Annotated in this window: 22 protein-coding genes and 1 riboswitch; of the genes, 16 read left to right on the forward strand and 6 right to left on the reverse strand. The window is 72.2% G+C overall.

The features are described from left to right. Nucleotides 1-17: 17 nt before the first annotated feature. Complete coding sequence (locus tag ACZ5XZ_RS12360; RefSeq protein WP_468976925.1) at nucleotides 18-737, reverse strand: DUF5995 family protein; 720 nt, start codon at nucleotides 735-737, stop codon at nucleotides 18-20. Between the two features lie 273 nt (nucleotides 738-1,010). Between ACZ5XZ_RS12360 and ACZ5XZ_RS12365 the strand changes: the two genes are divergently transcribed. Both ACZ5XZ_RS12365 and ACZ5XZ_RS12370 read left to right on the forward strand, forming a co-directional pair. Further along, nucleotides 1,011-2,399: a uracil-xanthine permease family protein gene (locus ACZ5XZ_RS12365; RefSeq protein WP_468976926.1), complete on the forward strand. Its 1,389-nt coding sequence runs from the start codon at nucleotides 1,011-1,013 to the stop codon at nucleotides 2,397-2,399. 163 nt (nucleotides 2,400-2,562) lie between these two features. Continuing rightward, entirely contained in the window at nucleotides 2,563-3,054 is a 492-nt protein-coding gene (locus tag ACZ5XZ_RS12370) for an acyl-CoA thioesterase (protein ID WP_468976928.1), read from the forward strand. A 27-nt stretch (nucleotides 3,055-3,081) separates the two neighbouring features. Here ACZ5XZ_RS12370 and ACZ5XZ_RS12375 read toward each other — a convergent pair whose 3' ends face one another. After that, nucleotides 3,082-4,308, reverse strand: a complete 1,227-nt coding sequence (locus tag ACZ5XZ_RS12375; RefSeq protein ID WP_468976931.1) for an MFS transporter — start codon at nucleotides 4,306-4,308, stop codon at nucleotides 3,082-3,084. Between the two features lie 70 nt (nucleotides 4,309-4,378). Between ACZ5XZ_RS12375 and ACZ5XZ_RS12380 the strand changes: the two genes are divergently transcribed. Beyond that, entirely contained in the window at nucleotides 4,379-5,653 is a 1,275-nt protein-coding gene (locus ACZ5XZ_RS12380; RefSeq protein ID WP_468976932.1) for an ROK family transcriptional regulator, read from the forward strand. Nucleotides 5,654-5,669: 16 nt separating this feature from the next. Here ACZ5XZ_RS12380 and ACZ5XZ_RS12385 read toward each other — a convergent pair whose 3' ends face one another. After that, a complete protein-coding gene (locus ACZ5XZ_RS12385; RefSeq protein ID WP_468976934.1) occupies nucleotides 5,670-6,434 on the reverse strand; it encodes an SDR family oxidoreductase in 765 nt (254 codons plus the stop codon). A 196-nt stretch (nucleotides 6,435-6,630) separates the two neighbouring features. Further along, nucleotides 6,631-6,761, forward strand: a riboswitch (FMN riboswitch). A 152-nt stretch (nucleotides 6,762-6,913) separates the two neighbouring features. Between ACZ5XZ_RS12385 and ribD the strand changes: the two genes are divergently transcribed. The 10 genes from ribD (at nucleotide 6,914) to ACZ5XZ_RS12435 (ending at nucleotide 15,687) form a co-directional block, all read left to right on the forward strand. Next, nucleotides 6,914-8,038 carry a bifunctional diaminohydroxyphosphoribosylaminopyrimidine deaminase/5-amino-6-(5-phosphoribosylamino)uracil reductase RibD gene (ribD, locus tag ACZ5XZ_RS12390; RefSeq protein ID WP_468976936.1) on the forward strand — a complete coding sequence of 375 codons (1,125 nt, stop codon included), beginning with the start codon at nucleotides 6,914-6,916 and terminating at the stop codon, nucleotides 8,036-8,038. Between the two features lies 1 nt (nucleotide 8,039). Next, a complete protein-coding gene (locus tag ACZ5XZ_RS12395) occupies nucleotides 8,040-8,684 on the forward strand; it encodes a riboflavin synthase (protein ID WP_468976937.1) in 645 nt (214 codons plus the stop codon). Further along, nucleotides 8,681-9,334: a nicotinamide mononucleotide transporter family protein gene (locus ACZ5XZ_RS12400; RefSeq protein WP_468976938.1), complete on the forward strand. Its 654-nt coding sequence runs from the start codon at nucleotides 8,681-8,683 to the stop codon at nucleotides 9,332-9,334. Before ACZ5XZ_RS12395 ends, ACZ5XZ_RS12400 begins: the two co-directional genes overlap by 4 nt. Then, complete coding sequence (locus ACZ5XZ_RS12405; RefSeq protein WP_468976940.1) at nucleotides 9,331-10,662, forward strand: bifunctional 3,4-dihydroxy-2-butanone-4-phosphate synthase/GTP cyclohydrolase II; 1,332 nt, start codon at nucleotides 9,331-9,333, stop codon at nucleotides 10,660-10,662. The genes ACZ5XZ_RS12400 and ACZ5XZ_RS12405 overlap by 4 nt, the downstream gene beginning before the upstream one ends. A gap of 74 nt (nucleotides 10,663-10,736) precedes the next feature. Beyond that, nucleotides 10,737-11,222 (forward strand): 6,7-dimethyl-8-ribityllumazine synthase, encoded by a 486-nt coding sequence (gene ribH / locus ACZ5XZ_RS12410; protein ID WP_468976943.1) that lies wholly within the window; start codon nucleotides 10,737-10,739, stop codon nucleotides 11,220-11,222. Nucleotides 11,223-11,304: 82 nt separating this feature from the next. Next, nucleotides 11,305-11,577: a phosphoribosyl-ATP diphosphatase gene (locus ACZ5XZ_RS12415; protein WP_248867486.1), complete on the forward strand. Its 273-nt coding sequence runs from the start codon at nucleotides 11,305-11,307 to the stop codon at nucleotides 11,575-11,577. A gap of 54 nt (nucleotides 11,578-11,631) precedes the next feature. After that, nucleotides 11,632-12,480 carry an ATP phosphoribosyltransferase gene (hisG, locus tag ACZ5XZ_RS12420; protein ID WP_384485028.1) on the forward strand — a complete coding sequence of 283 codons (849 nt, stop codon included), beginning with the start codon at nucleotides 11,632-11,634 and terminating at the stop codon, nucleotides 12,478-12,480. A 58-nt stretch (nucleotides 12,481-12,538) separates the two neighbouring features. Continuing rightward, the gene (locus tag ACZ5XZ_RS12425) at nucleotides 12,539-13,003 is read left to right on the forward strand and encodes a PH domain-containing protein (RefSeq protein WP_468976945.1); all 465 of its coding nucleotides are present in this window, start codon (nucleotides 12,539-12,541) and stop codon (nucleotides 13,001-13,003) included. A gap of 174 nt (nucleotides 13,004-13,177) precedes the next feature. Beyond that, a complete protein-coding gene (locus ACZ5XZ_RS12430; RefSeq protein WP_468976947.1) occupies nucleotides 13,178-14,545 on the forward strand; it encodes a hemolysin family protein in 1,368 nt (455 codons plus the stop codon). Next, nucleotides 14,542-15,687, forward strand: coding sequence for a hemolysin family protein (locus ACZ5XZ_RS12435; RefSeq protein WP_468976950.1), 1,146 nt, complete (start codon nucleotides 14,542-14,544; stop codon nucleotides 15,685-15,687). Before ACZ5XZ_RS12430 ends, ACZ5XZ_RS12435 begins: the two co-directional genes overlap by 4 nt. Nucleotides 15,688-15,738: 51 nt before the next feature. On the opposite strand, the gene ACZ5XZ_RS12440 is transcribed toward ACZ5XZ_RS12435, so the two are convergent. Both ACZ5XZ_RS12440 and ACZ5XZ_RS12445 read right to left on the reverse strand, forming a co-directional pair. Then, nucleotides 15,739-17,625: an AAA family ATPase gene (locus ACZ5XZ_RS12440; RefSeq protein ID WP_468976952.1), complete on the reverse strand. Its 1,887-nt coding sequence runs from the start codon at nucleotides 17,623-17,625 to the stop codon at nucleotides 15,739-15,741. A 475-nt stretch (nucleotides 17,626-18,100) separates the two neighbouring features. Next, nucleotides 18,101-18,685, reverse strand: a complete 585-nt coding sequence (locus ACZ5XZ_RS12445) for a uridine kinase family protein (RefSeq protein ID WP_468976955.1) — start codon at nucleotides 18,683-18,685, stop codon at nucleotides 18,101-18,103. A gap of 240 nt (nucleotides 18,686-18,925) precedes the next feature. Here ACZ5XZ_RS12445 and ACZ5XZ_RS12450 point away from each other — a divergent pair, with 240 nt between their 5' ends. Next, entirely contained in the window at nucleotides 18,926-20,329 is a 1,404-nt protein-coding gene (locus ACZ5XZ_RS12450) for a peptidase C39 family protein (protein WP_468976958.1), read from the forward strand. Here ACZ5XZ_RS12450 and ACZ5XZ_RS12455 read toward each other — a convergent pair. Next, complete coding sequence (locus ACZ5XZ_RS12455; protein WP_468977051.1) at nucleotides 20,277-20,660, reverse strand: tyrosine-type recombinase/integrase; 384 nt, start codon at nucleotides 20,658-20,660, stop codon at nucleotides 20,277-20,279. The two genes, ACZ5XZ_RS12450 and ACZ5XZ_RS12455, sit on opposite strands and share 53 nt — an antisense overlap. Before the next feature lie 537 nt (nucleotides 20,661-21,197). Between ACZ5XZ_RS12455 and ACZ5XZ_RS12460 the strand changes: the two genes are divergently transcribed. Then, complete coding sequence (locus ACZ5XZ_RS12460; protein WP_468976960.1) at nucleotides 21,198-21,587, forward strand: hypothetical protein; 390 nt, start codon at nucleotides 21,198-21,200, stop codon at nucleotides 21,585-21,587. Next, a complete protein-coding gene (locus tag ACZ5XZ_RS12465) occupies nucleotides 21,587-22,111 on the forward strand; it encodes a hypothetical protein (RefSeq protein WP_468976963.1) in 525 nt (174 codons plus the stop codon). Before ACZ5XZ_RS12460 ends, ACZ5XZ_RS12465 begins: the two co-directional genes overlap by 1 nt. Nucleotides 22,112-22,539 lie beyond the last annotated feature (428 nt).

The following is a 22,539-nucleotide window of genomic DNA, read 5'->3' on the forward strand; positions in this document are numbered from 1 at the left end:
GCGGACGCCGGGGCGGGTCAGCCGGGCAGCGGGGTCAGCAGCATCCGCCCCACCAGGCCCACCCCGGCGTCCAGCCGCTCGGTGAACTCCGCCGCCACCTGGGGCAGTGCGCGTACGCCCCACAGCGCCCGGGCCGCGACCCAGGCGCCGTCCCTGGCCTTGTCCAGGCTCCATGACCCGATCAGATGCGTCAGCGGATCGGCGATGTCCAGCACGTCGGGGCCGGGCATCAGCCGCTCCCGGATCCGTTCCTCCAGGCTCGCCAGCACCCCGCCCACCCGGTCGAAGTCGCTCTCCAGTACCTGCGGTTCGCACTCCAGCGCCCGGCAGGTGTCCAGCACCGCGAGCGCCAGATCGTGGCCGATGTGGGCGTTGATCCCGGCCAGCGCGAACTGCAGCGGACGCACGCCCGGGTGGCGGCGCAGTTGGAGCAGCGGCCGCCAGCAGGCCGGCGGCCGCAGCCCGGCGGCCGCGGCGTCCACCGCGTCGAAGTAGCGCCGCGCGAAGCGGAGGTCCAGCTCGCCGGCGGCCCGGGGATCGTCGAACCCGCCGTGGCCCAGGCGCTGGGCCACCGCTTCGGTGACGGTCAGATAGACCCCGTTGAAGACGGCCACCCCGTCCTCGGGGGGCAGCGCGGCGTCCAGCTCCCGCATCCGCGCCAGCACCTTCGCCACGCCCGTGGCGGTCACGGTCCTCGGCGGGCCGTGTTCGTCGCCGCATTCCTGAGTCGTCGTCATCCGCTCAGCGTGACACCCGCACGACGGCTCCCGGCGCCGCCCGATTGCCGATGCCCGGAACGGGGTAATGACCGGCGCGCCCTCTTGTGACTCCGCGCTGCTCCGGTGCCCGGAACGCCTGGGCAACGGCCCGGCCCGGACGTACCACCAGGCCGTCACGAGACCCGGCCGCCGAGGCGGGGGCGGCCCGCGGTTTTGTTCGGAGGGAATCGTTCGGCTATGAATCACCTCGGCTCTGTGAGGTGCAGGGCGTCGCAACAGTGGAGCGTGATCATGGCGGGCTTCGGGTGGAAGCTGCACGGAGATGGCAAGCACCTGCAGCCCGGTGAGGTGGTCAGGCCCGGGGAGCGCCTGAGCTGGGGGCGGACGATCGGGCTCGGCGCCCAGCACGTCGTGTCCATGATCGGCGCATGCTTCGTCGCCCCGGTGCTCATGGGCCTGGACCCCGGCCTCGCCCTCATGGCGTCCGGGGTGGCGACCGTGCTGTTCCTGGTGATGACCCGCGGCCGCATCCCCAGCTACCTGGGGTCGTCGCTGTCCTTCGTGGGCGTGTCCGCGGTGATCGCGGGACAGGGTGGCGACGCCGGGACCCTGACCGGCGCGATGCTCGTCGTGGGCGCCTGCCTGGCCGGCTGCGGTATCGCCATCCACGTCCTGGGCGCCCGGGTGATCCACGCCGTGCTCCCGCCCACGGTGACCGGCGCGGTCGTCATGCTCATCGGCTTCAACCTCGCCCCCGTCACCGCCTCCGTCTACTGGCCCCAGGACCAGTGGACGGCGCTGGCCACGATGCTCTTCACCGGGCTCGCGCTGGTCGTGCTGCGGGGCTTCTGGTCGCGCATCGCGATCTTCCTGGGCCTGGTCTTCGGCTACGCGCTCTCCTGGGTCCTGGACCGCACCGCGGGAAAGATCCACTCGGTCGACGGCTCGGGGAAGCTCACCGACCACTGGCGCATCGACTTCTCCGGTGTCGCCAAGGCCGACTGGATCGGCGCCCCCACCTTCCACGCGCCGAACTTCTCGGCCTCCGCGATCCTGGTCGCGCTGCCCGTCCTGGTGGCGCTGGTCGCGGAGAACGCGGGCCACGTCAAGGCCGTCGGCGAGATGACCGGCGATCCGCTGGACGACAAGATGGGGATGGCCATCGTCGCGGACGGTACCGCGACGATGCTCTCGACCGCGGTCGGCGGCCCGGCCACCACGACGTACGCCGAGAACATCGGGGTGATGGCCGCGACCCGCGTCTACTCGACGGCGGCCTACACCGCGGCCGCGGCCTTCGCGGTGCTCTTCGGCCTGTGCCCGAAATTCGGCGCGGTGGTGGCCGCGATCCCCGGCGGCGTGCTGGGCGGCATCACCGTCATCCTGTACGGCATGATCGGCCTGCTCGGCGCCCAGATCTGGGTGCGGAACAAGGTGGACTTCACCGTCCCGCTGAACCTCATCCCCGCCGCGGCCGGCATCGTCATCGCCATCGGCGGGGTCTCGCTGAAGTTCACCGAGCACTTCGAACTGAGCGGCATCGCCCTGGGCACCCTGGTCGTGCTCACCGGCTACCACTCCCTGCGCTGGCTCTCCCGGGCGACGGCGGCCCCGCGGCAGAGCGCACTCCTGGACGGCGGGACCACCGACTACGACGGCAGCGCCGGCACGTCCGGCTGAGGCCACCGGCGGGGCCGCCTCGTACGGGGACCGCACCGGGGCCGGCCGTGCTCCGCCGGCCCCGGCTGCCATGACGGGCGGGGACCGGTGGACACAGCGTTCTAAGCGGCCGCTTACGATGGCTCCGCACACCGACACCGAAGCACCCCTGGAGCAGTTCCCCGTGAGCGTCGAACCCCTGCCGGCCGCCGGCCCCCTCCCGTACGGCCGGCTGGTCCCCGTCACCGTCCACTTCGACGACCTCGACGCGCTGGGCATGCTCCACAACTCCCGCTACCCGCTGCTGGCCGAACGCGCCTGGTCGGAGTACTGGCACGGCCGGGGCTTCCGGTTCGACGGCGACTGGGCGGCCGCCGGGGACATGTGCAACGTCATCAAGGAGATGCGGGTCTCCTACGAGCGGCCGATCACCAGCCCGGGCCGCTACGCCGCACACCTGTGGGTCGAACGCCTCGGCCGTACCGGTCTGACCTACGGCTTCCGGCTCTGCTCGGCCGACGGCGCCGCGACCTACGCCCAGGGCCACCGGGTGCTCGTCCGGGTCGACTCCCAGACGCTGCGGCCCACCCCGTGGTCGGACCGGGCCCGTGAGATCGCCGCGGAGCTGCTCCGGCCGGAGGCGGGCGCGCAGCCGGCGGAGGCGGAGGCGGCCTGAGCCCGCCGGGGGATCGCCCCCGCCGGTTCAGGACCGTTCCAGATCGCCCGTCACCGCGGGGGCGCCCCGCGCCGTACGTCCCGGGACCCGCAGCACCCGCGCGCCCACGACCAGGCCGAACGCCAGGGTGGTGACCAGCGCGAACGACACCGTCAGCGAGGTCGCCTGGGCGATTGCCCCGATGGCGGACGGGGCGATCAGCCCGGAGGTGTAGGTGATCGTGGCGACGCCCGCGATGGCCTGGCTGGGGGCCGGGCCGCTGCGGCCGGCGGCCGCGAAGGCCAGCGGGACCACGACCGCGATGCCCAGGCCCATGAGGCCGAAGCCGGCCATGGCCGTCGCCGGGTGCCGCGCGGTGACGATCAGCAGGCCGCCGGCCGCCGCCAGCGCACCGCCGGCGCGTACCGTGCGCACCGCGCCGAAGCGGGCCACCACCCTGTCGCCGGCCAGGCGCGCCACGGCCATGGTGCAGGCGAAGGCGGTGGTCGAGGCGGCGGCCAGGCCCGCGTCGGTGCCCAGCCGGTCGCGGAGGTAGACCGCCGACCAGTCCAGTGCGGCGCCCTCGGCGAAGACCGCGCAGAACCCCATCGCCCCGATGACCAGCGCCGATCTCGGCAGCAGCGCGAAGCGCGGCGGCGGATGCTCCTCGGGGGCGCTGCGCAGGTCCAGTACGCCCCGGCAGGCGAGCGCGCCGAGCAGGGTCAGGACGAGTGCGGCACCGGCCAGGTGCGGCCGGGCGTCCCATCCGGCGTCTGCGGCGACGGTGCCGGCCGCCGAGCCGAGCAGCGCGCCGGCGCTCCACATGCCGTGCAGCCCCGACATGATCGGCCGGCCGAGCCGGTCCTCGGTCTCCACGCCCAGCGCGTTCATCGCCACATCCGCCATCCCGGAGGCCGCCCCGTACGCCAGCAGCGCCGGACACAGCGTGTACAGGCCGGGGGAGAGGGCGGGCAGGACCAGGGACAGCGTCCACAGCGCGAGCAGGCCGCGCAGCGCGGCGCGGGCGCCGAAGCGGTGGCTGATCCGGCCGGCCAGCGGCATCGCCAGGGACGCGCCGATCGCCGGGAAGGCGAGGGCCAGGCCGAGCTGGCCCGGGGAGATGCCGGTGTGGTCCTGGATCCAGGGGATGCGGGTGGCGAAGTTGCCGGTGACGGAGCCGTGGACGAGGAAGACCAGGGCGACGGCCCAGCGTGCGCGGCGCAGTCCGTCGCGGGGGAGGGGGGTGACGTCGTCGGGGACGCCGTTGCCGGCCATGGGCGGTAAATTATCAGGAACCCTGCCTGATAATAAGGGTGCCGGCCCGGCCGGATGAAAGGATCCCGTCATGCATCCACCGCGCGCGGCGACCGCCGGCCGCACCGCCTCCCCGACCACCGCCCGGCTGATCAACGATCGGCTGGCGCTGCAACTCCTGCAGTCCGAGGGTCCACTGACGGCCGGTCAGCTCAAGACGCTGACCGGTCTGTCCCGGCCGACGGTGGCGGATCTCGTCGAGCGCCTCCAGACGGCCGGGCTGATCGCCGTCGTGGGGGAGAGCGGGGCGCAGCGACGCGGGCCCAACGCCCGGCTCTACGGGATCGTCGCCGACCGGGCCCCTCTCGTCGGCCTCGATCTGCGCACGCACAGCGTCACCGTCGCGGTCGCCGACCTGCTGGGCCGGGTACGCGCCGAGCGCACCGCCCCCCTCGACCCGGACGACGCCGCCGACGCGGCCGTCGCCACCGCCCTCGCCGTGGTGGACAAGGCCCTGGCCGCGGCCGGGGCCGAGTCGCCGCACACCCTCGCCGTCGGCGCCCCCGGCCTGGTCGACCCCGCGACCGGGCGGCTCGGCGGCACCGACGGGACCCCGTCCTGGCATGCCGCCCTGGTCGGCGCGCTGCGCGAGCGGTCGGCGGCACCGGTCCTGCTGGAGAACGAGGTCAACCTCGCCGCCATCGCGGAGCGCCGCGACGGCGCGGCCCGCGACCGCGACACCTTCGTCCTGCTCTGGCTGGGCCATGGCACCGGCGCCGCGGTCGTCCTGGACGGCACGCTGCGGCGCGGCGCCTCGGGGGGCGCCGGCGAGATCGGCTTCCTGCCCGTCCCCGGCACCGCGGCGCTGCCCTCCGCGAGCGGCTGCGACGGCGGTTTCCACTCCCTGGCGGGCTCCGCCGCGATCTGCGCACTCGCGGCGGAGCACGGCATCCGGCCCCCGGCGGACCAGGAGGCGGAGGGCGGCCTGCTCGCGGACTCGCCGCCCGCCGAGGCCCTGGTCCGCGCCGCCGTGGCCGGCGGTGACGCCGGCGCCGGCTTCCTCGACGCGCTGGCCGCGCGGATCGCCCTCGGCGCGGCCGCCGTCTGCGCGGTGCTCGACCCCGGCTGCGTGGTGCTCGGCGGCGAGATCGGCCGGGCCGGCGGCGAGGCGCTCGCCGGCCGGGTCGCGGACCGCCTGGCCCGCCTCTCCCCGCTGCGTACCGACGTACGGGCGGGGACCGTCGGCGGGCGCGCGGTGCTGCTCGGCGCGGTGCTCGCCGCACGCGACGCCGCCCAGCACGAGCTGTTCGGCCCGGCGGCGGGCGGGTGGGGCCTGGCCGCTGGGGCAGGGCCGGACAGGCCCTGAGGGGCGCCCCCGGCGGCTACCCCGCCCGCTCCGCCAGGAACTCGGCGTAGGTGCGCCGCCCCTCGGCGTGCTCCGGGGTGAGGTTCCCGCCGCGGCGCAGCGCGGCGGCGGCCGCGCCCGGCAGCCACACCGGCAGCAGCAGCTGGCGCCGCCCACCCGCCGCCAGCGTGGCCCGGACGAGCTCCCGGGCCGTGCGCACCTCGGGGCCGCCCATGTCCGGTACCCGCCCGGCCGGTCCGCCGGCCGCCAACGCGGCCAGCCGGTCGGCCACTTCGCGCACCTCGACCGGCTGCACCCGTACGCCCGACGGCACCGGCAGCACCGGCGAGCGGGCGCCCGCCTTGACCAGCCCGAGCACCAGATCGTGGAACTGCGTCGTCCGCAGCACCGTCCAGCCGATGCCGGAGTCCGCGATCAGCCGCTCCACCGCGAGCTTGGTGCGGTAGTAGCGCAGCGGTACCCGGTCCACGCCGACGATCGAGATGTAGAGCAGATGCCCGACGCCCGCCCTCCGCGCCGCGTCGAGCAGCCGCCCGGCGGCCTCCGCGTCGCCGCCGGCCGGCGCCGTCGCGCAGTGCACGACCGTGTCCACGCCCGCCAGCGCCTCGGCCAGACCGGTGCCGTCGCGCAGATCGACCGCGTACGACCGCAGGCGGGGCCGCTCGGCACCGGTGTGCGGGCGCCGGCTCAGCGAACGGACGTCATGACCGTCGTCGAGCAGCCGGTCGATCAGGGGCCGCCCGAGCGTGCCCGTGCCGCCGGTCACCAGAATTGTCGCCATCAGGGATCAGTCCTCGGGGTGTGCGGGGATACGTGCGTACGGAGGACGGGCGCGTGCCGTCCCCGCTATGACGGATCAGCACGGACCGGCCGTGACACCCGCGACGCGCCGGAAGCTGTGAGGCAGCCCACAGAGCTTCGCTCGCATGGGCGAGGATCGGCCGTGGCAGACTGAAGCTGTACTGACATAAGAGCAGCAGCGCACTCCGGGGTCGGTGTAATTCCGAACCGGCGGTTATAGTCCGCGACCCGTCCGCAGCCAGCGGCCGGTTGAGCAGGTGAAATTCCTGCACCGACGGTGAAAGTCCGGATGGGAGGCAGTGCGCGGCGGGCGAGCATCGGTACACCGCCGTCGGCGGCGCGTCCGGGTCGTTTCCCGGGCGAGCCCTCTTTTCCGGCCTCGGTGTCTCTGTTGCGCGTTTCCGCTTCTGTCGTCCTGACAGCCCCGGAGTCCGTGCCTGAAAGAGGCAGGAGGACCCGGTGGCCACCGCAGCCCCCGTTGAGACCGCGGCGATGCGCCGAGCCATCGAGCTCGCCGCGCGCGGCCTCGGGCACACCAGCCCCAACCCCGTCGTGGGCTGCGTCGTCCTGGACTCCGCGGGCCGTACGGTCGGCGAGGGCTTCCACCAGCGGGCCGGCGGGCCGCACGCCGAGGTCCACGCCCTGCGCGCCGCCGGTGAGCGGGCCCGCGGCGGCACCGCACTGGTCACCCTCGAACCCTGCAACCACACCGGTCGCACCGGCCCCTGCGCCCAGGCGCTGATCGACGCCGGCGTCGCCCGGGTCGTCTACGCCGTCTCCGACCCCAACCCGACCGCCACCGGCGGCGCCGTCACCCTGGCCGAGGCCGGCGTCGACGTCGAGGGCGGGCTGCTCGCCGACGAGGCCGCGGCCGGCAACGAGGCCTGGCTGACCGCCGTGCTGCGTGGCCGCCCCTTCGTGCTGTGGAAGTACGCCGCCACCCTCGACGGCCGGATCGCCGCCGCCGACGGCACCAGTCGCTGGATCTCCTCGCCCCAGTCGCGCGCCGACGTGCACCGGCTGCGGGCCGCCGCGGACGCCGTGATCGTCGGCTCCGGCACCGCCCGCGCCGACGATCCACAGCTCGGCGCCCGGATCAGCCTGTCCGACGACGAGATCACCCAGCCGCTGCGGGTCGTCGTCGACTCCGGCGCCACCGCCGTCAAGGCCGGCGCCCGCGTCCTGGACGGCACCGCCCCCACCTTGATCGCGGTCGCCGAGGACGCCGACGCCGCCCACCTCGAAGGCCTCGCCCCGCTCGTCCGGCTGCCGCGCGCCGCCGACGGACGCGGGCTGTCCATCCCCGCACTGCTCAACGCCCTGTACGCGCGCGATGTCCGCTCCGTACTGCTCGAAGGCGGGCCCACGCTCGCCGGGGCCTTCCTCGCCGCCCAGACCGTCGACAAGGTCGTCGGCTATCTCGCGCCGGTGCTGCTCGGCGCCGGACCGGCTGCCGTCGGCGACGCGGGAATCACCACCATCGCCCAGGCGCTGCGTCTCGATGTGACCGACACCGAACGGCTCGGCCCCGATCTGCGCATCACCGCCACGCCCATCCGCCACGCCCTCCACGAGGAGAACTGAAGTGTTCACCGGAATCGTCGAAGAACTGGGTGAGGTCGTCGCCATCGAGGACCTCGGCGACAGCTCCCGCTTCCGACTGCGCGGACCCGTCGTCACCGAGGACGCCAAGCACGGCGACTCGATCGCCGTCAACGGCGTCTGTCTGACCGTCGTGGACACCGCCGACGGTGAATTCACCGCCGATGTGATGGCCGAGACCCTCAGCCGCTCCAGCCTCGGCGCGCTGAGCGCCGGCTCGCGGGTGAACCTGGAGCGCCCGATGGCGCTCGGCGGCCGGCTGGGCGGGCACCTCGTCCAGGGGCATGTGGACGGCACCGGCACCATCGTCGAGCGCACCCCCGCCGAGCACTGGGAGATCGTCAAGATCGCGCTGCCGGCCGCACTGGCCCGCTACGTCGTCGAGAAGGGCTCCATCACCGTCGACGGTGTCAGCCTCACCGTCGTCGACGCCGCCGACGACTACTTCACCATCAGCCTCATCCCCACCACCCTCGCCCTGACCACCCTGGGCATCAAGAAGGCCGGCGACCCGGTCAACCTGGAGGTCGACGTCCTGGCGAAGTACGTCGAGCGGCTGCTCGGCCGGGGCTCCGCCGGCCTCGCGGACCTGCAGGACGTCGAGGAGATCAAGGAGATGGACCGGTGAGCGTCCTCGACCCGCTGAACGGCGTGGCCTTCACCGCCTTCGGCCAGCACGTCATCTGGTCGGACATGATCGGCAACACCATCGGTCTGGCCGCCCTGGCCCTCGGTTGGCGGCGCTCGATAGGGACCTGGCCCGCCCAGTTCCTCTCCGGCCTCATCCTCGTCGCCGCCTATGCCTCCGCCCACCTCAGCGGCGGCGTCGGCAAGCAACTCCTCGTCATGGGCGTGGCCTTGTGGGGCTGGCGGCAGTGGCAGCGCGGCCGGCGGCAGGCGCAGGACGGCTCCATCGCCGTACGTTTCGCAAGCTGGCGCGAGCGGTCCGTGCTGCTGGCCGGCACGGCCCTGGGCACCGCGGCCGTCGGCACGCTGTTCACCCTGATCCCGCAGCTGTCCTGGAACCCCTGGCCGGACGCCTACATCTTCGTCGGCACGCTCGCCGCGATGGTCGCCCAGGCCCGTGGGCTGGTGGAGTTCTGGTTCGCCTGGCTGCTGGTCGACCTGGTCGGCGTCCCGCTGGCCTTCAGCAGCGGCCTGGCCTTCTCCGGCCTCGTCTACGTCGTCTATCTCGCCCTCGTCGTGTGGGGCATGCGCGACTGGTGGCTGCGCTCGCGCGCCGAAAGCCGCCCCGTCCTGGAAGGAGCAGCGGCATGACCGCACTGCAGAGCTGGTACGACGCCGAAGCCGACGCCTCACTCGCGCTCGATCCCGTCGAGCAGGCCATCGCCGACATCGCCGCCGGCCGCCCGGTCGTCGTCGTGGACGACGAGAACCGCGAGAACGAGGGCGACCTCGTCATCGCCGCGGAGAAGGCCACCCCCGAGATCGTCGCCTTCATGATGAGCGAGTGCCGCGGACTGATCTGCGCCCCCATGGAGGGCCCGGAGCTGGACCGGCTGGAACTCCCGCAGATGGTCGAGCACAACACCGAGTCGATGCGGACCGCCTTCACCGTCTCCGTCGACGCCACCGCCGCGCACGGCGTGTCCACCGGCATCTCCGCCGCCGACCGCGCCACCACCCTGCGGCTGCTCGCCTCCGGGGAGTCGGAGGCCGGCGACTTCGTGCGGCCCGGTCACATCTTCCCGCTGCGCGCCCGGCCCGGCGGCGTACTCGTCCGCAACGGCCACACCGAGGCCGGTGTCGACCTCGCCCGGCTGGCCGGACTGCGCCCGGCCGCCGCCATCGTGGAGATCGCCGGCGAGGACGGCACCATGCTGCGGCTGCCCGAGCTGGTGCCGTTCGCCCGCAAGCACGGCCTGTCGATCATCTCCATCGAGGACCTGATCGCCTACCGGCAGTCGTCCGAGCCGACCGTCCGCCGCGAGGCCGCCACCCGGCTGCCCACCGCGCACGGCGAGTTCACCGCGTACGGATACCGCTCCACGGCCGACGGAGTGGAGCACATCGCGCTGGTCGCGGGCGAGCTCGGCGACGGCGAGGACGTCTTGGTCCGGGTCCACTCCGAGTGCCTGACCGGCGATGTCTTCCACTCCCTGCGCTGCGACTGCGGACCCCAGCTGGAGGCCTCGCTGCAGAAGATCGCCGAGGCCGGCCGCGGTGTGGTGATCTACCTCCGTGGCCACGAGGGACGCGGCATCGGACTGCTGTCCAAGCTGCGCGCCTACGAACTCCAGGAGCGCGGCCGAGACACCCTGGACGCCAACCTCGAACTGGGGCTGCCCGCCGACTCCCGCGACTACGCCGCGGGGGCGCAGATGCTCCAGGACCTCGGCGTGCGCTCACTGCGCCTGATGACCAACAACCCCGACAAGACCGCGGCCCTGGTGCGGCACGGCCTGAAGGTCACCGGCCGCGAGCCGATGGCCGTCCAGGCCGGCGAGCACAACCTGCGGTATCTGCGCACCAAGCGGGACCGGATGGGCCACGACCTGCCCTGGCTTCCCGGCGCCGGCGCCACTTCCACCGCCGCGGCCGACGCCACGCCCCCCGCTGACGCGACGACCTGCGACAACCAGTAGCCCCGCCCCGGCGGCTACGTCCCCCCACACCCACGTCACCACCATCGACCACCATCACCCGTACGAGGAGAACCGTGAGCGGCAAGGGCGCACCCGAACTGACCGTGAAGAACTGTGGCGACCTGCGGGTGGCCGTCATCGCGGCGCAATGGCACGAACAGGTGATGGACGGCCTCGTCGACGGTGCGCTGCGCGCCCTGAACGAGCTGGGCATCAGCGAGCCCACGCTGCTGCGGGTGCCCGGCGCCTTCGAGCTGCCGGTCGTCGCCAAGGTCCTGGCGGGCCGCGGCTATGACGCGGTGGTCGCCCTCGGCGTGGTCATCAAGGGCGGCACCCCGCACTTCGACTACGTCTGCCAGGGCGTCACCCAGGGCCTGACCCAGGTCTCCGTCGACACCGGCGTCCCCGTCGGCTTCGGCGTGCTGACCTGCGACACCGAGCAGCAGGCGCTGGACCGCGCGGGCCTGGAAGGTTCCACCGAGGACAAGGGGCACGAAGCGGTCACCGCCGCGGTCGCCACCGCCGCGACGCTGCGCACCGTGTCGGAGCCCTGGCGCTGAAGGGCCCGCCCGTCGCCACCGCCACCCTTCACAAGAGGCGCTGCGCGCCGCTGTGACATCACCGCGTAGGGTAGTGACCATCATGTCCAAGAAGACGTTCGAGGAGCTGTTCTCCGAGCTCCAGCAGAAGGCCGCCACCGGCGACCCCGCCACCTCCCGTACCGCCGAGCTGGTGCAGGCCGGTGTCCATACGATCGGCAAGAAGGTCGTCGAGGAGGCCGCCGAGGTCTGGATGGCCGCCGAGTACGAATCCCATGAGGCGGCCGCCGAGGAGATCTCCCAGCTCCTCTACCACCTCCAGGTCATGATGGTCGCCAAGGGCATCTCCCTCGACGACGTCTACGCCCACCTCTGATCCTCCTTCCCGGCACCCGCCCAACTCCCTTCAGCTGCAAAGGAACTCTCGCTCATGCTGCGCATCGCTGTCCCCAACAAGGGTTCACTGTCCGAGCCTGCGTCGGCGATGCTCCATGAGGCCGGCTACCGCCAGCGCAAGGACCGCAGGGAACTGGTCCTGGTCGACGCCGAGAACGAGGTCGAGTTCTTCTTCCTGCGCCCGCGCGACATCGCGGTCTACGTCGGCTCCGGCAAGCTCGACATCGGCATCACCGGCCGTGACCTGCTGCTGGACTCCGGAGCCGACGCCGAGGAGATCCTCCAGCTCGGCTTCGCGGGCTCGACGTTCCGCTACGCCACCCGCCCGGGTACCGCCAAGGACGTCAGCGAGTTCGGCGGCATGACGATCGCCACCTCCTTCGCCGGCCTGGTCACCCAGCACCTCGCCGACAACGGCGTGGACGCCTCCGTCGTCCACCTCGACGGCGCGGTGGAGACCGCCATCCAGCTCGGGGTCGCCCAGATCATCGCGGACGTGGTGGAGACCGGCACCACCCTGCGCAACGCCGGTCTGGAGATCATCGGCGAGCCGATCCTGAAGTCCGAGGCCGTGGTCATCCGCGGCACCGGCGCCCCGGACGACGACCCGAAGGTCCGCCAGTTCCTCCGCCGCATGCAGGGCGTCCTGGTGGCCCGCCGCTACGTGATGATGGACTACGACATCCGCGTCGAGCACGTCGAGAAGGCCGTCGCCCTCACGCCCGGTCTGGAGTCGCCGACCGTCTCCCCGCTGCACCACGAAGGCTGGGTCGCGGTCCGCTCGATGGTCCCCTCCAAGGACGCCCAGCGGATCATGGACGAGCTCTACGACCTCGGCGCCCGCGCCATCCTGACCACCGGCATCCACGCCTGCCGGCTGTGACCCGCCGGGCCTGACCACCCGTACGCACCGACCCACCCCCTGACGGAAGACCGACGACGTGTCCGCGGCACCTCAGCCTTCTCTGCCCAGCCTCCCGGTGACCTTCCGGCCGACCCGCACCCGGGTCGTCCTGTACACCGTCGCCCTCGCCCAGTTCGTGGCCCTCGCGGCCATCGCGCTGGCGCTGCCGAAGCTGAGCGGCGGCGAGCGGTTCAGCTTCGTGGCCACCGGAGCGCTGGTGGGGGCCGTCCTCCTGCTGCTCAGCCGCCCCAAGGTGGTCGCGCGGCAGGAGGGCGTCACGGTCGTCAACCTCACCACCAAGCGCGAGCTGGCCTGGGCACAGATCGTGCGCGTCAACCTCCGGTTGGGCGACCCCTGGGTCCACCTCGACCTCGCCGACGGCACCAGCCTGCCCGCGATGGGAATCCAGCCCGGCATCGCCAGGGACCAGGCCATCCGGGACGCCCGGGCGCTGCGCGACCTCACCGAGAAGCATGGTGCGCTCGACCACACGGCCGGGTGAGCCTGCCCTAATCCGGGTCCCGCTGTTTACTCTGTTCCCCGGGGTGCACACTGCACCCTGCCCCCCAGTGGGCCCGATGCGACCCGAGGAGTGACTCCCTCCGGCAATGGACGGATCGTCCTGTAGTACCTGCGCCGCCCCTCCCCGACCCCCGCATACCACGGAGGCGGCGGCATGACCGGCCCCCTGCCGCTGCTCGCGGCGGCCCTCGTCCTGATCCTGGCCAACGGATTCTTCGTCGCCGCCGAGTTCGGCCTCATCACCGTCGAGAAGGCGGACGCCGAACGCGCCGCGGCCGACGGCGACCCCCGCGCCCACACCGTCGTCTCCGCACTGCGGGAACTCTCCTTCCAGCTGTCCGGCACCCAACTCGGCATCACGATCACCTCCTTGGTGGTCGGCATGCTCGCCGAGCCGGCGCTCGCCGACCTGCTGTCCGGGCCGCTGTTCGCGCTCGGCCTGCCCAAGGGCGCGGTCCCCGGCGTCGCCGTCGTCATCGGGATGCTGCTGGCCTCCGCCGTCCAGATGGTTATCGGCGAGCTGGTGCCCAAGAACTGGGCGGTCTCCAAGCCGCTGCAGGTCGCCCGCTTCGTGGCCGGACCCCAGCGGGCCTTCTCCCGCTTCTTCCGTCCGGTGATCACGCTGCTGAACACCGTCGCCAACCGCCTGGTACGCGCCCTCGGCGTGGAGCCCACCGACGAGCTGGCCTCCGCCCGCACCCCCGGCGAACTGGTCTCGCTGGCCCGGCACTCCGCCCGCGCCGGCGCCATCGAGCAGGACACCGCCGACCTCTTCGTGCGCACCCTCTCGCTGGGCGACCTGACCGCGGAGAACGTCATGACGCCGCGCGTACGGGTCAGCGCCCTGCAGGCGACCGCGACCGCCGAGGACGTGGTCAACCTCACCCGCGCCACCGGCCTGTCCCGCTTCCCCGTCTACCACACCCGCCTCGACGAGGTCGTCGGCATGGTGCACCTCAAGGACGCACTGGCCGTCCCGGCACCCGACCGGCTGCGCACGCCGGCGGGCCGGATCGCGGTGCCGCCGCTGCTGGTCCCCGAGACGCTGCCGGTGCAGCCGCTGCTGGAGCGGCTGCGCAGCGAACAGCCGATAGCGGTGGTCGTCGACGAGTACGGCGGCACGGCCGGCGTGGTCACGCTGGAGGACATCATCGAGGAGCTGGTCGGCGAGGTCCGCGACGAGCACGACGGGGTGGACCTGCCCGAACTGGGGCAGGCGCCGCCCGAGGAGGGCCGCCCCGCCTGGGACGCCGACGGCGGCTGCCGGGTGGACACCCTGCGGCGGATCGGCCTGGAGGCCCCGGAAGGACCGTACGAGACGGTGGCAGGACTCGTGGCACACATACTCGGCCGGATCCCGGCCCCCGGCGACACCGCGGAGCTCGACGGCTGGCGGCTGCGGGTGCGGCTGGTGTCGCACCACCGCGCCGAGCGGATACGGCTGGTGCAGACCGCCACGGCCGTGCCCGCAGCGCCCGCCACCCGTGAGCCCGCCGCGGTCGGTGCGGAGGTGGCCCGATGACGCTGGCCCAGCTGCTCTTCGCGGTGCTGCTCGTGCTCGCCAACGGGTTCTTCGTCGGTGCCGAGTTCGCCCTGGTCTCGGTACGCCGCTCCCAGATCGAACCGCTGGCCACACAAGGCTCCACACGGGCCCGGCAGGTGCTGCACGGGCTGGAGAACCTCCCGCAGATGATGGCCGCCGCCCAGTTCGGCATCACCGTCTGCTCCCTGACCCTCGGCGCGGTCGCCGAACCGACCGTCGCCCACCTCCTGGAGCCGCTCTTCGAGGCGGTCCACCTCCCCGCCGCGCTGATCCACCCGCTCGGCTACGTCATCGCCCTGGCGCTGGTGGTCTTCCTCCACCTCGTCATCGGCGAGATGGTGCCCAAGAACCTGGCGATGGCGGCGCCCGAGAAGACGGCCCTGTGGTTCAGCCCCGGGCTGGTCGCCTTCGCCCGGCTGTGCCGCCCGGTGACGGTCTTCCTCGGCGCCTGCGCCCACGGTGTGCTGCGGCTCTTCCGCGTCGAGCCGAAGGACGAGGTCGAGGCGGTCTTCACCAGCGAGCAGCTGACCCATCTCGTCGAGGACTCCGGCCAGGCGGGCCTGCTCGAACCGGCCGAACAGGAGCGTCTCTCCGACGCCCTGGAGCTGGGCAGCCGCCCCGTCACCGACGTCCTCCTCGACCGGGCCGGCCTGGTCACGGTCGATCCGACGGTGACGCCCCGCCAGGTGGAGGAGCTGACCGTACGCACCGGCTACTCCCGCTTCCCGGTCTGTGCTCCCGGTGGCGCGTACATGGGCTATCTGCACGTCAAGGACGTCCTCGACCTGGAGGAACGCGACCGCGCGGTGCCCCAGCGGATCTGGCACCCGATGACCACACTGCGCGCCGAGCTCCCCCTCGACGACGCCCTGACGGCGATGCGCCGCGCCGCCTCCCATCTGGCGGCGGTCGCCGACCCGACCGGCCGGGTCCTCGGCCTGGTCGCCCTGGAGGACGTGCTGGAGATGCTGGTCGGTGAGGTCCGCGACCCCTCGCACCGCCAGGAACCCGCGTCCCGGGGACGCGGCGGTGCGGCGGGCGCGCGGGAGGTACCGAGCCGCGTCACCGAGCCCCGCGAGGAGGCCGCGCTGCCGGCGGAGGACCGGGCGCTGGCCCGCTGAGCCGGCGGGCCGCGGCGCCGTCGCGGTGGCAGCCTGCCGCCGCGACGGCGCTCACCGGCCCGGTGTGTCCGGTCCCCGCCCCGACAGGACCTCGCCGTACGCCTGCATCAGATCCGGCAGCCGCAGGGTCGCCAGGTCGTCCCGGGTGGGTGTGCCGCGCCATGTGGACAGCCGCAGATCGCGGTAGGCGCAGCTCTTCTCGTAGAGGGTGCGCAGGAAGCGGCCGTTGCCCAGCTCGTCGATCCAGCCCTGGTCGACGACGTGGCCGCTGATGCTGCACAGCTCGTCGCGGGCCTCGTCGTCCCAGCGGTCGCCGTTCTCGGCGGCCAGCACCTCGCCGATGGCGGTCAGCTCCAGCGGCCGGTAGCTCGGGAAGTCGACGCGGCTGGTGAAGCGGGAGGACAGTCCCGGGTTGGCGGCCAGCAGCCGGTCCATGCCCTCCGGGTAGCCCGCCAGGATCACCACGAGCCGGTCGCGGTTGTCCTCGGCGCGCTTGAGCAGCACCTGCAGCGCCTCGTCGCCGTACGCGTCGCCCTTGCTGTAGCCGGAGTTGGACAGGCTGTACGCCTCGTCGACGAACAGCACCCCGCCCAGCGCCGAGTCGATCAGCTCATTGGCCTTGACGGCCGTCTGGCCGAGGAACTCGCCGACCAGATCGGACCGTTGGGCCTCCACGAGATGGTCGCCGCCGAGCAGCCCCAGCGCGTAGAAGACCCGCCCGAGTATCCGGGCCACGGTGGTCTTGCCGGTGCCGGACGGACCGGAGAAGACGAAGTGCCGCTTCGGCGGCTGCACCGGCAGCCCCTGGCTCGCGCGCAGCCGCGCCATCCGCAACTGGGCCGACAGCGCCCGCACATGCCGCTTGACCGGCTCCATGCCGACCATCCGCTCCAGCTCGGCCAGCGCCTTCTCCAGGAGCACCGGGTCGGCGGGCCCGGCGGGCAGGCGCTCGGCGCCGCGCGGGCCGGGCGCCGCCGCCTTGACCCGGGCGGCCGCGTCGCTGCCCGCCGGCGCGCCACCGACCAGCTCGTCGTCCGGTCCCTCCGGCTCGCCGGTCGCCAGCAGCTCCCGGCCGTCGACCGGATCGAGCGGCGCCAGCGGGTCCAGATCGCCGGCGGCCTCCTGACCGAGTCCGGACGCGGAGACCGTCGCGAGGTCCGTGCCCTCGTCCAGGCCGTCCACCTCGGCGATCGCGGCGAGCCGCGCCGCGGTGTCCATGAAGGCCGGGTCGACGCGGTGCACCGCCCGGTAGAGGGGGAGCGCCGCCGCGCTGCGGCCGGTGCCCTCGTGGGCCCGGGCGAGCCAGTAGCGCAGCTCCTTGCGCTGCGGCTGCTCGCTGCGGCAGCGCATCAGCGCGGCGGACAGCAGCGGCTCGGCCTGCCCGTACATCTCCAGCCGCACCCGCGCCATCCCGCCGAAGAGACCGGCCTCGATGCCCAGCACCGGATCGCCCAGCAGCGGCTCGGTGTGCCGTACGAGCTGGTCCCAGTCCTTGACGAGATAGGCCCGGCAGGCGTGCAGAAAGCGCACCTGGGGATCGGTGTCCACCGGCGGGCAGCCGGCCAGCGCCTGGTCCAGCTCGGCGACATGGCGGCCGTCGAGCCAGTGCGAGGCGTGCGCCAGCAGCAGATCGCGTGGGGTCTCCAGCACGGGCTGCACCCACCAGCCCAGCCAGTACCAGGAGTTGAGGGTGCGTCGGTGGCGGCCGCGCATCTCCCCGAACCGGTCTCTGTGCCGATGCATCCTCAGCAGCGCGATGGAGGTGTCGGCGCGCAGCGCGTGCAGGCCGAGCCAGGCGTCGGCCATCGCGGGATCGAGCCGTACCGCGGCCCGGAACTCCTCCTCCGCCTGCGGGTATGCGCCCACGGTGTAGGCGTCGACCGCGCGCAGCCAGGCGAGCTCGGCCGGGGCGGGCGAACCCTGAGTTCCGAATTCCATCCGTCCCCCCACAAAACGTCCCCCGTGTGTGCCGCCGGGCGAGTGCCCACCGCCGATGCCCGAACCGGCGTGCGGACACCGGGAGTTGACCGCCCTGGCGCACTTCGGTCCCGTGGCCTGCGGTGGCACGGACTCGCATCGTACCTGCGGGATCGGTGCAGTCCGTAGAGGGCGGTACGGGGCAGGAGCGGACTACTTGACGCGACTTGACGGCGCGAAGAATGCGGTGACCCAGGGTGAGGAAGAGGGGAGGCGCATCGTCGGCGAGAGGTGGTTCAAGGCAGAACGAAGCCCCCGATCACGGGGGAACAACCGGGGGCTTCGCATCTGCGGGCGGTCCGTAGAACCGCACATTGAGAACGTAAGTCCTGTACGCCCCCCAGGTCAAGCCGAGTTGGGGCACTCGGCGGGACCCTGTCGGCATGTTCCGGCGCGTCGGGCAAGGTCTGCTACGGAGCGTGAACTGCGGGGCTGATCACTGCGTCGCAGAAGGCCCCACGCGTACCTCGTACCCCAACTCACCCTGGTGCACCAGAAAATCGGCGTAGGGGCGCGAAGGGTCCGCCGCGAAGTGCGCGCGCTCCGCCGGAATCCAGCCACTCCAGAACGCGGAGAGGTCCGGTCCGTCCCGGAGTCGACCCCTTTCCCATGAGTGCTCGCTCGCCAGTTCCATCCACAGCAGGCAGGCCAGATGCGGCCGCAGCGCCCGCCGGCCCGCGCCGACGCCCTCGATCAGCACCACCGGCGCGGGCGCCAGCGCGCGCTCCTCGGTGAACTCCCCGCGCACCCAGTCGTACACCCCGAACCGCGCCGTCTCGCCCCGGGACAGCGGGTCCAGCAGCTGCGTCCGGAACCGCTCGCTCCAGGCGAACAGCTCCTCATGGGTGGCCAGGTCGTCGGTGTGCACCACCGGCGCATCGTCCAGCGCCGCCGCCAGCCGCCCGGCGAAGGTGCTCTTGCCCGACCCCGCGTGCCCGTCCACCGCGATCAGTCGCACCGGCCCGCAGGAGGGCGGCAGGGCCCGCAGTCGGGCGGCGAACGGTGCCAGGTCACGTTCCATCGCGCCAGGGTACGCCGCGGCCCCGCGCCGCCCGCATGCCAGTGGTCCACACCAATATTCATGGCGCGACGCGCGCCGCACCCGCTTCCGAAGCCCGTCCGGAACGGCAATAGTTGAGCCACTGCCGATCCCTCCCCGAGCTCGCCACTCCGTTCGAGCAGGGGAGACCCCGTTGCCCGCCCGCCGTCCGGCCCGACTCCTCGCACCCGATCGCACGCATCCGACTGGGGGACCTCCACCATGACCAGCTCCGCGCCCCGGCGCACCGTCCTGGCCGCCGCGCTCGCCGCCGCGGCGGGCATCGCCGCCCCCCTGGCGCAGGCCGCCGACGAACCGCACAAGGCCGCCGGGGACACGGCGGAACCGCCCGCCACCACCCCGGACGCCGAGCAGCGCCGACCGAAGAGCCTCGTGGACTATCGCGCCTGGACCACCGCAGCCGACTGGAACGGGGGCACCGGCAAGGGCACCCGCGTCGAGCACGGCGCCCGCCCCGGCGTCCGCATCGCCCGTCCCGCCGGCACCGCCGACTACAAGGACCCGCATACCGGCCGCACCGCCGCCTGGGAGTACGCCACCTGGACCTCCCCGGTCCACACCCTCGCCGTCCCGGCCACCGAGGTCATCGCGTCCTGGAACGCCCACACTCCGCCCGGCACCTGGATCACCGTCGAACTGCGCGGCACGTACTCGGACGGCGGCCGCACCCCCTGGTACGTCATGGGCCGCTGGACCGCCGGCGACACCGACGCCGACATCCGCCGCACCTCCGTCGACGACCAGAAGGACGGCAGGAGCAGCATCTCCACCGACACCTTCGCCGTCGACGACCCCGCCGGCGGCCTCCGCCTGGCCTCCTACCGGCTCCGCCTCACCCTCCACCGCAAGCCCGGCACCACCCTCACCCCCACCGTCTGGCGGCTGGGCGCCATGGGCTCGGACCTCCCCGACCGCTTCGAGGTGCCGGCGTCCGAGCCCGCCCAGGTGGGCCGCGAGCTGCCCGTACCCCGCTACTCCCAGGAGATCCACAAGGGTCAGTACCCGGAGTACGACAACGGCGGCGAGGCCTGGTGCAGCCCCACCTCCTCCCAGATGATCATCGAATACTGGGGCCGCAAGCCCACCCAGCAGCAACTCTCCTGGGTCAACCCCGCCTACGCCGACCCCCAGGTCTGCCACGCCGCCCGCTACACCTTCGACTACCAGTACGACGGCTGCGGCAACTGGCCCTTCAACGCCGCCTACGCCGCCACCTACCGGGACCTCCAGAGCCTCGTCACCCGCCTGACCTCCCTCACCGACGTCGAACGCCTCATCCACGCCGGCATCCCCGTCATCACCTCCCAGTCCTTCCTCAAAACCGAACTCGACGGCGCCGGCTACGGCACCGCCGGCCACCTGATGACCGTCATCGGCTTCACCAAGGACGGCGACGTCATCGCCAACGACCCGAACTCCCCCGACGACAAGGCCGTCCGGCACGTCTACAAGCGACGCCAGTTCGAGAACATCTGGCTGCGGACCAAGCGCAAGAACGCCGAGGGCAAGGTCGTCGGCGCTACGGGAGGAGTCTGCTACCTCTACTTCCCGGCTAAGCCAGCACCAACTCAGCACCGTGTTCTGCGGGAGCTGGGAATCCGCTGAGCATGTGCACCCCGAAGGTGGACTCGATGACCTGACGGCAGCGCTCGCTGCCGTCGAGGGTGGGGTGACCGTACCGGTCCACCGTGATCTTGATGGAGCTGTGGCCCATCCACCGCGACACCTCGTGGATGGGCACACCGTTGCTCAGGGTCACGGTGGCCCATTTGTGCCGGAGGTCGTGCGGGTGGTAGTCGGGAAGCCCGAGGCGTTTCAGGGTGCGGTGCCAGCACTTACGGAAAGCTCGGGGTGCATCAGGCCTCCGGCCTGATTCCGAACGGGCGGCCTTTCGGCGATCGGCTCCAGGGTGGCGGGCGCCGGTATGTCGCGCAATTCACCCTAGGACATGCGCGTGGGGAAGCTGCACAAGCAGGCCGGCAGTCGCCAAGTCATCCGTCTTCGTGCCCACATCGAAGACGGCGAAGAGCGAGGGGCGCCGTGACTGACGGGGGTGCTCAGCGGGCGGCTCATTCCGGCGGTTTCGACCGCCCACTGAGCATGTCGCCCTCCAGCGAGTCGCGCGGCTGTGCGGTGGCGACCAGTTCACTGCTTCCGCTCTAAGCCTGGATGCCGTCGGCGACGGGATGGCTCCTCGGCTGGGGTGCCTGCCTCGCCGCGTTGTGCGGCTCGCCACCGCGTGGACACGACTCGCGCTAGTACCCCATAGGCGTGAAATGCCCAAAATTGATCGTGCGCATGAAGACTTCATGTGATCATGCGACATACGCGGTTCGGGGTAGCTGAACCCGTCAGGAGGGGATATGCCCGCTCAGCCCTGCTTGCCGCTATCAGGCGGTGCGGTGGCATTGACGGGGTTCCCGCACGGCACCCCGTCTGACGCAGCCCCACTGTCTACTTCAGCCAAGGAACCATGAAACGCCGCTGGCAAATCCGAGCGGCAGCGCCGCTGCTTGCCCTGTCCGCGCTCTTCACCGGCGGGGCCGTTTCCGCAGCGGTCGCGGTCCCTGAGGCCACCGCCGCCAACGCCGAAACATCTGCCCTCGATGTCCTCAAGCAGTGCCACGGGCTTCTACCGTCCAAGAAGATCGAATGCATCAAAGGCAAGGCAAAAGAGATCATCGGGGAAGAGGTCGAGGAGTGCCTCAAACTCTCCCTGGGGAAGAAAATCCCCTGTCTGACAGGGAAAGTTGAGGGCAGGCTTTCCATCATCCGTGGCTTCATCTACCTGATCCACTACTGGTACCAGGAGAAGCAGGGGAAAAGCCCGGGGTCGATTTGGGGGTCAGGTAGGATGAGATAGTGGAAATCACCGGCAGCGTCCCCACATCAGCGCCCGATGAGACTTCCGGTGGATACATGCCGCTGGCCCTGCGATGGCCCAACAGCACACCGGCCGGCGGTGTGTACTGGGATATCGCGGAACATGGTGGTGGACATATTGAACTCAAGTTCAACTTGCCCCACGGCGCCTTGGAAGAAGTAACCGTCCTGACCGCACCAGCTGCACTGGAAGAATCATCGGCGGAGCTCTCCGTAGCGGATCAAAACCCCGAGGAAGTACCCCGTATTTCCTTGAAGTCATGGAATCCTGGACCAGATCTAGAGCCGCGCGAGCGCGTTCTTGAACAGCAACTTCCGATGCGCATGGTGCGCCACTCTGGCGGCATGATCTCAGTCACCCTGGGAACCGACCCGGTCAGTTGGCATGCCTACGCAGGAATTGTTATCGGTATGACCGGAGAGCAAGAACTCTGCGGTATTGCCTGGCACTCCAGCATCATCGACACCTCATCCGAATGGCGTCAGCCCAAGTGGACTGACTGAATCTGGGCAGCCGCATCGCGAGCTGTCGAGCCCGGAGACCGGACCGGTGGACAGATTGCCGCCACCGCTGGTCACGGGGCTCGACTCACTTACGTGGCAAATAGCCTTGATCAGAGGCCGGCCAGGGGGTCTGCACGGCTTGCTGGGCAGATCCTCGAAATGGCCAGCCGTTACTCAACGTTGGCGGCGGGGTCGGCCATGCCAACGCCGCGCAGCGACATCCGTGCGCGGTGGGGGACCTTCACGGCCGCCATGCCGCTGCGCTCGATGCGCGGAGCTGGACCAGCCGAGCGGGGGGGCAGGTCAGGCCCAGGTTGTGTCTGATGTCGATCTCGGCGGTGTTCTCGATCTACGGGGGGGGGGGGGGGGGGGGGGGGTGGGGGGGGGCGGGGGGGGGGGGAGGGGGGGGGGGGGGAGGAGGGGGAGGA

The organism is Streptomyces sp. NPDC033270, assembly GCF_055576575.1.

Coding starts and splice junctions, on each gene's coding strand:
- ACZ5XZ_RS12360 (WP_468976925.1), bottom strand. CDS start 737: ATGACGACGACTCAGGAATGCGGCGACGAACACGGCCCGCCGAGGACC.
- ACZ5XZ_RS12365 (WP_468976926.1), top strand. CDS start 1,011: ATGGCGGGCTTCGGGTGGAAGCTGCACGGAGATGGCAAGCACCTGCAG.
- ACZ5XZ_RS12375 (WP_468976931.1), bottom strand. CDS start 4,308: ATGGCCGGCAACGGCGTCCCCGACGACGTCACCCCCCTCCCCCGCGAC.
- ACZ5XZ_RS12380 (WP_468976932.1), top strand. CDS start 4,379: ATGCATCCACCGCGCGCGGCGACCGCCGGCCGCACCGCCTCCCCGACC.
- ACZ5XZ_RS12385 (WP_468976934.1), bottom strand. CDS start 6,434: ATGGCGACAATTCTGGTGACCGGCGGCACGGGCACGCTCGGGCGGCCC.
- ACZ5XZ_RS12405 (WP_468976940.1), top strand. CDS start 9,331: ATGACCGCACTGCAGAGCTGGTACGACGCCGAAGCCGACGCCTCACTC.
- ACZ5XZ_RS12415 (WP_248867486.1), top strand. CDS start 11,305: ATGTCCAAGAAGACGTTCGAGGAGCTGTTCTCCGAGCTCCAGCAGAAG.
- hisG (WP_384485028.1), top strand. CDS start 11,632: ATGCTGCGCATCGCTGTCCCCAACAAGGGTTCACTGTCCGAGCCTGCG.
- ACZ5XZ_RS12430 (WP_468976947.1), top strand. CDS start 13,178: ATGACCGGCCCCCTGCCGCTGCTCGCGGCGGCCCTCGTCCTGATCCTG.
- ACZ5XZ_RS12435 (WP_468976950.1), top strand. CDS start 14,542: ATGACGCTGGCCCAGCTGCTCTTCGCGGTGCTGCTCGTGCTCGCCAAC.
- ACZ5XZ_RS12440 (WP_468976952.1), bottom strand. CDS start 17,625: ATGGAATTCGGAACTCAGGGTTCGCCCGCCCCGGCCGAGCTCGCCTGG.
- ACZ5XZ_RS12445 (WP_468976955.1), bottom strand. CDS start 18,685: ATGGAACGTGACCTGGCACCGTTCGCCGCCCGACTGCGGGCCCTGCCG.
- ACZ5XZ_RS12450 (WP_468976958.1), top strand. CDS start 18,926: ATGACCAGCTCCGCGCCCCGGCGCACCGTCCTGGCCGCCGCGCTCGCC.
- ACZ5XZ_RS12460 (WP_468976960.1), top strand. CDS start 21,198: ATGAAACGCCGCTGGCAAATCCGAGCGGCAGCGCCGCTGCTTGCCCTG.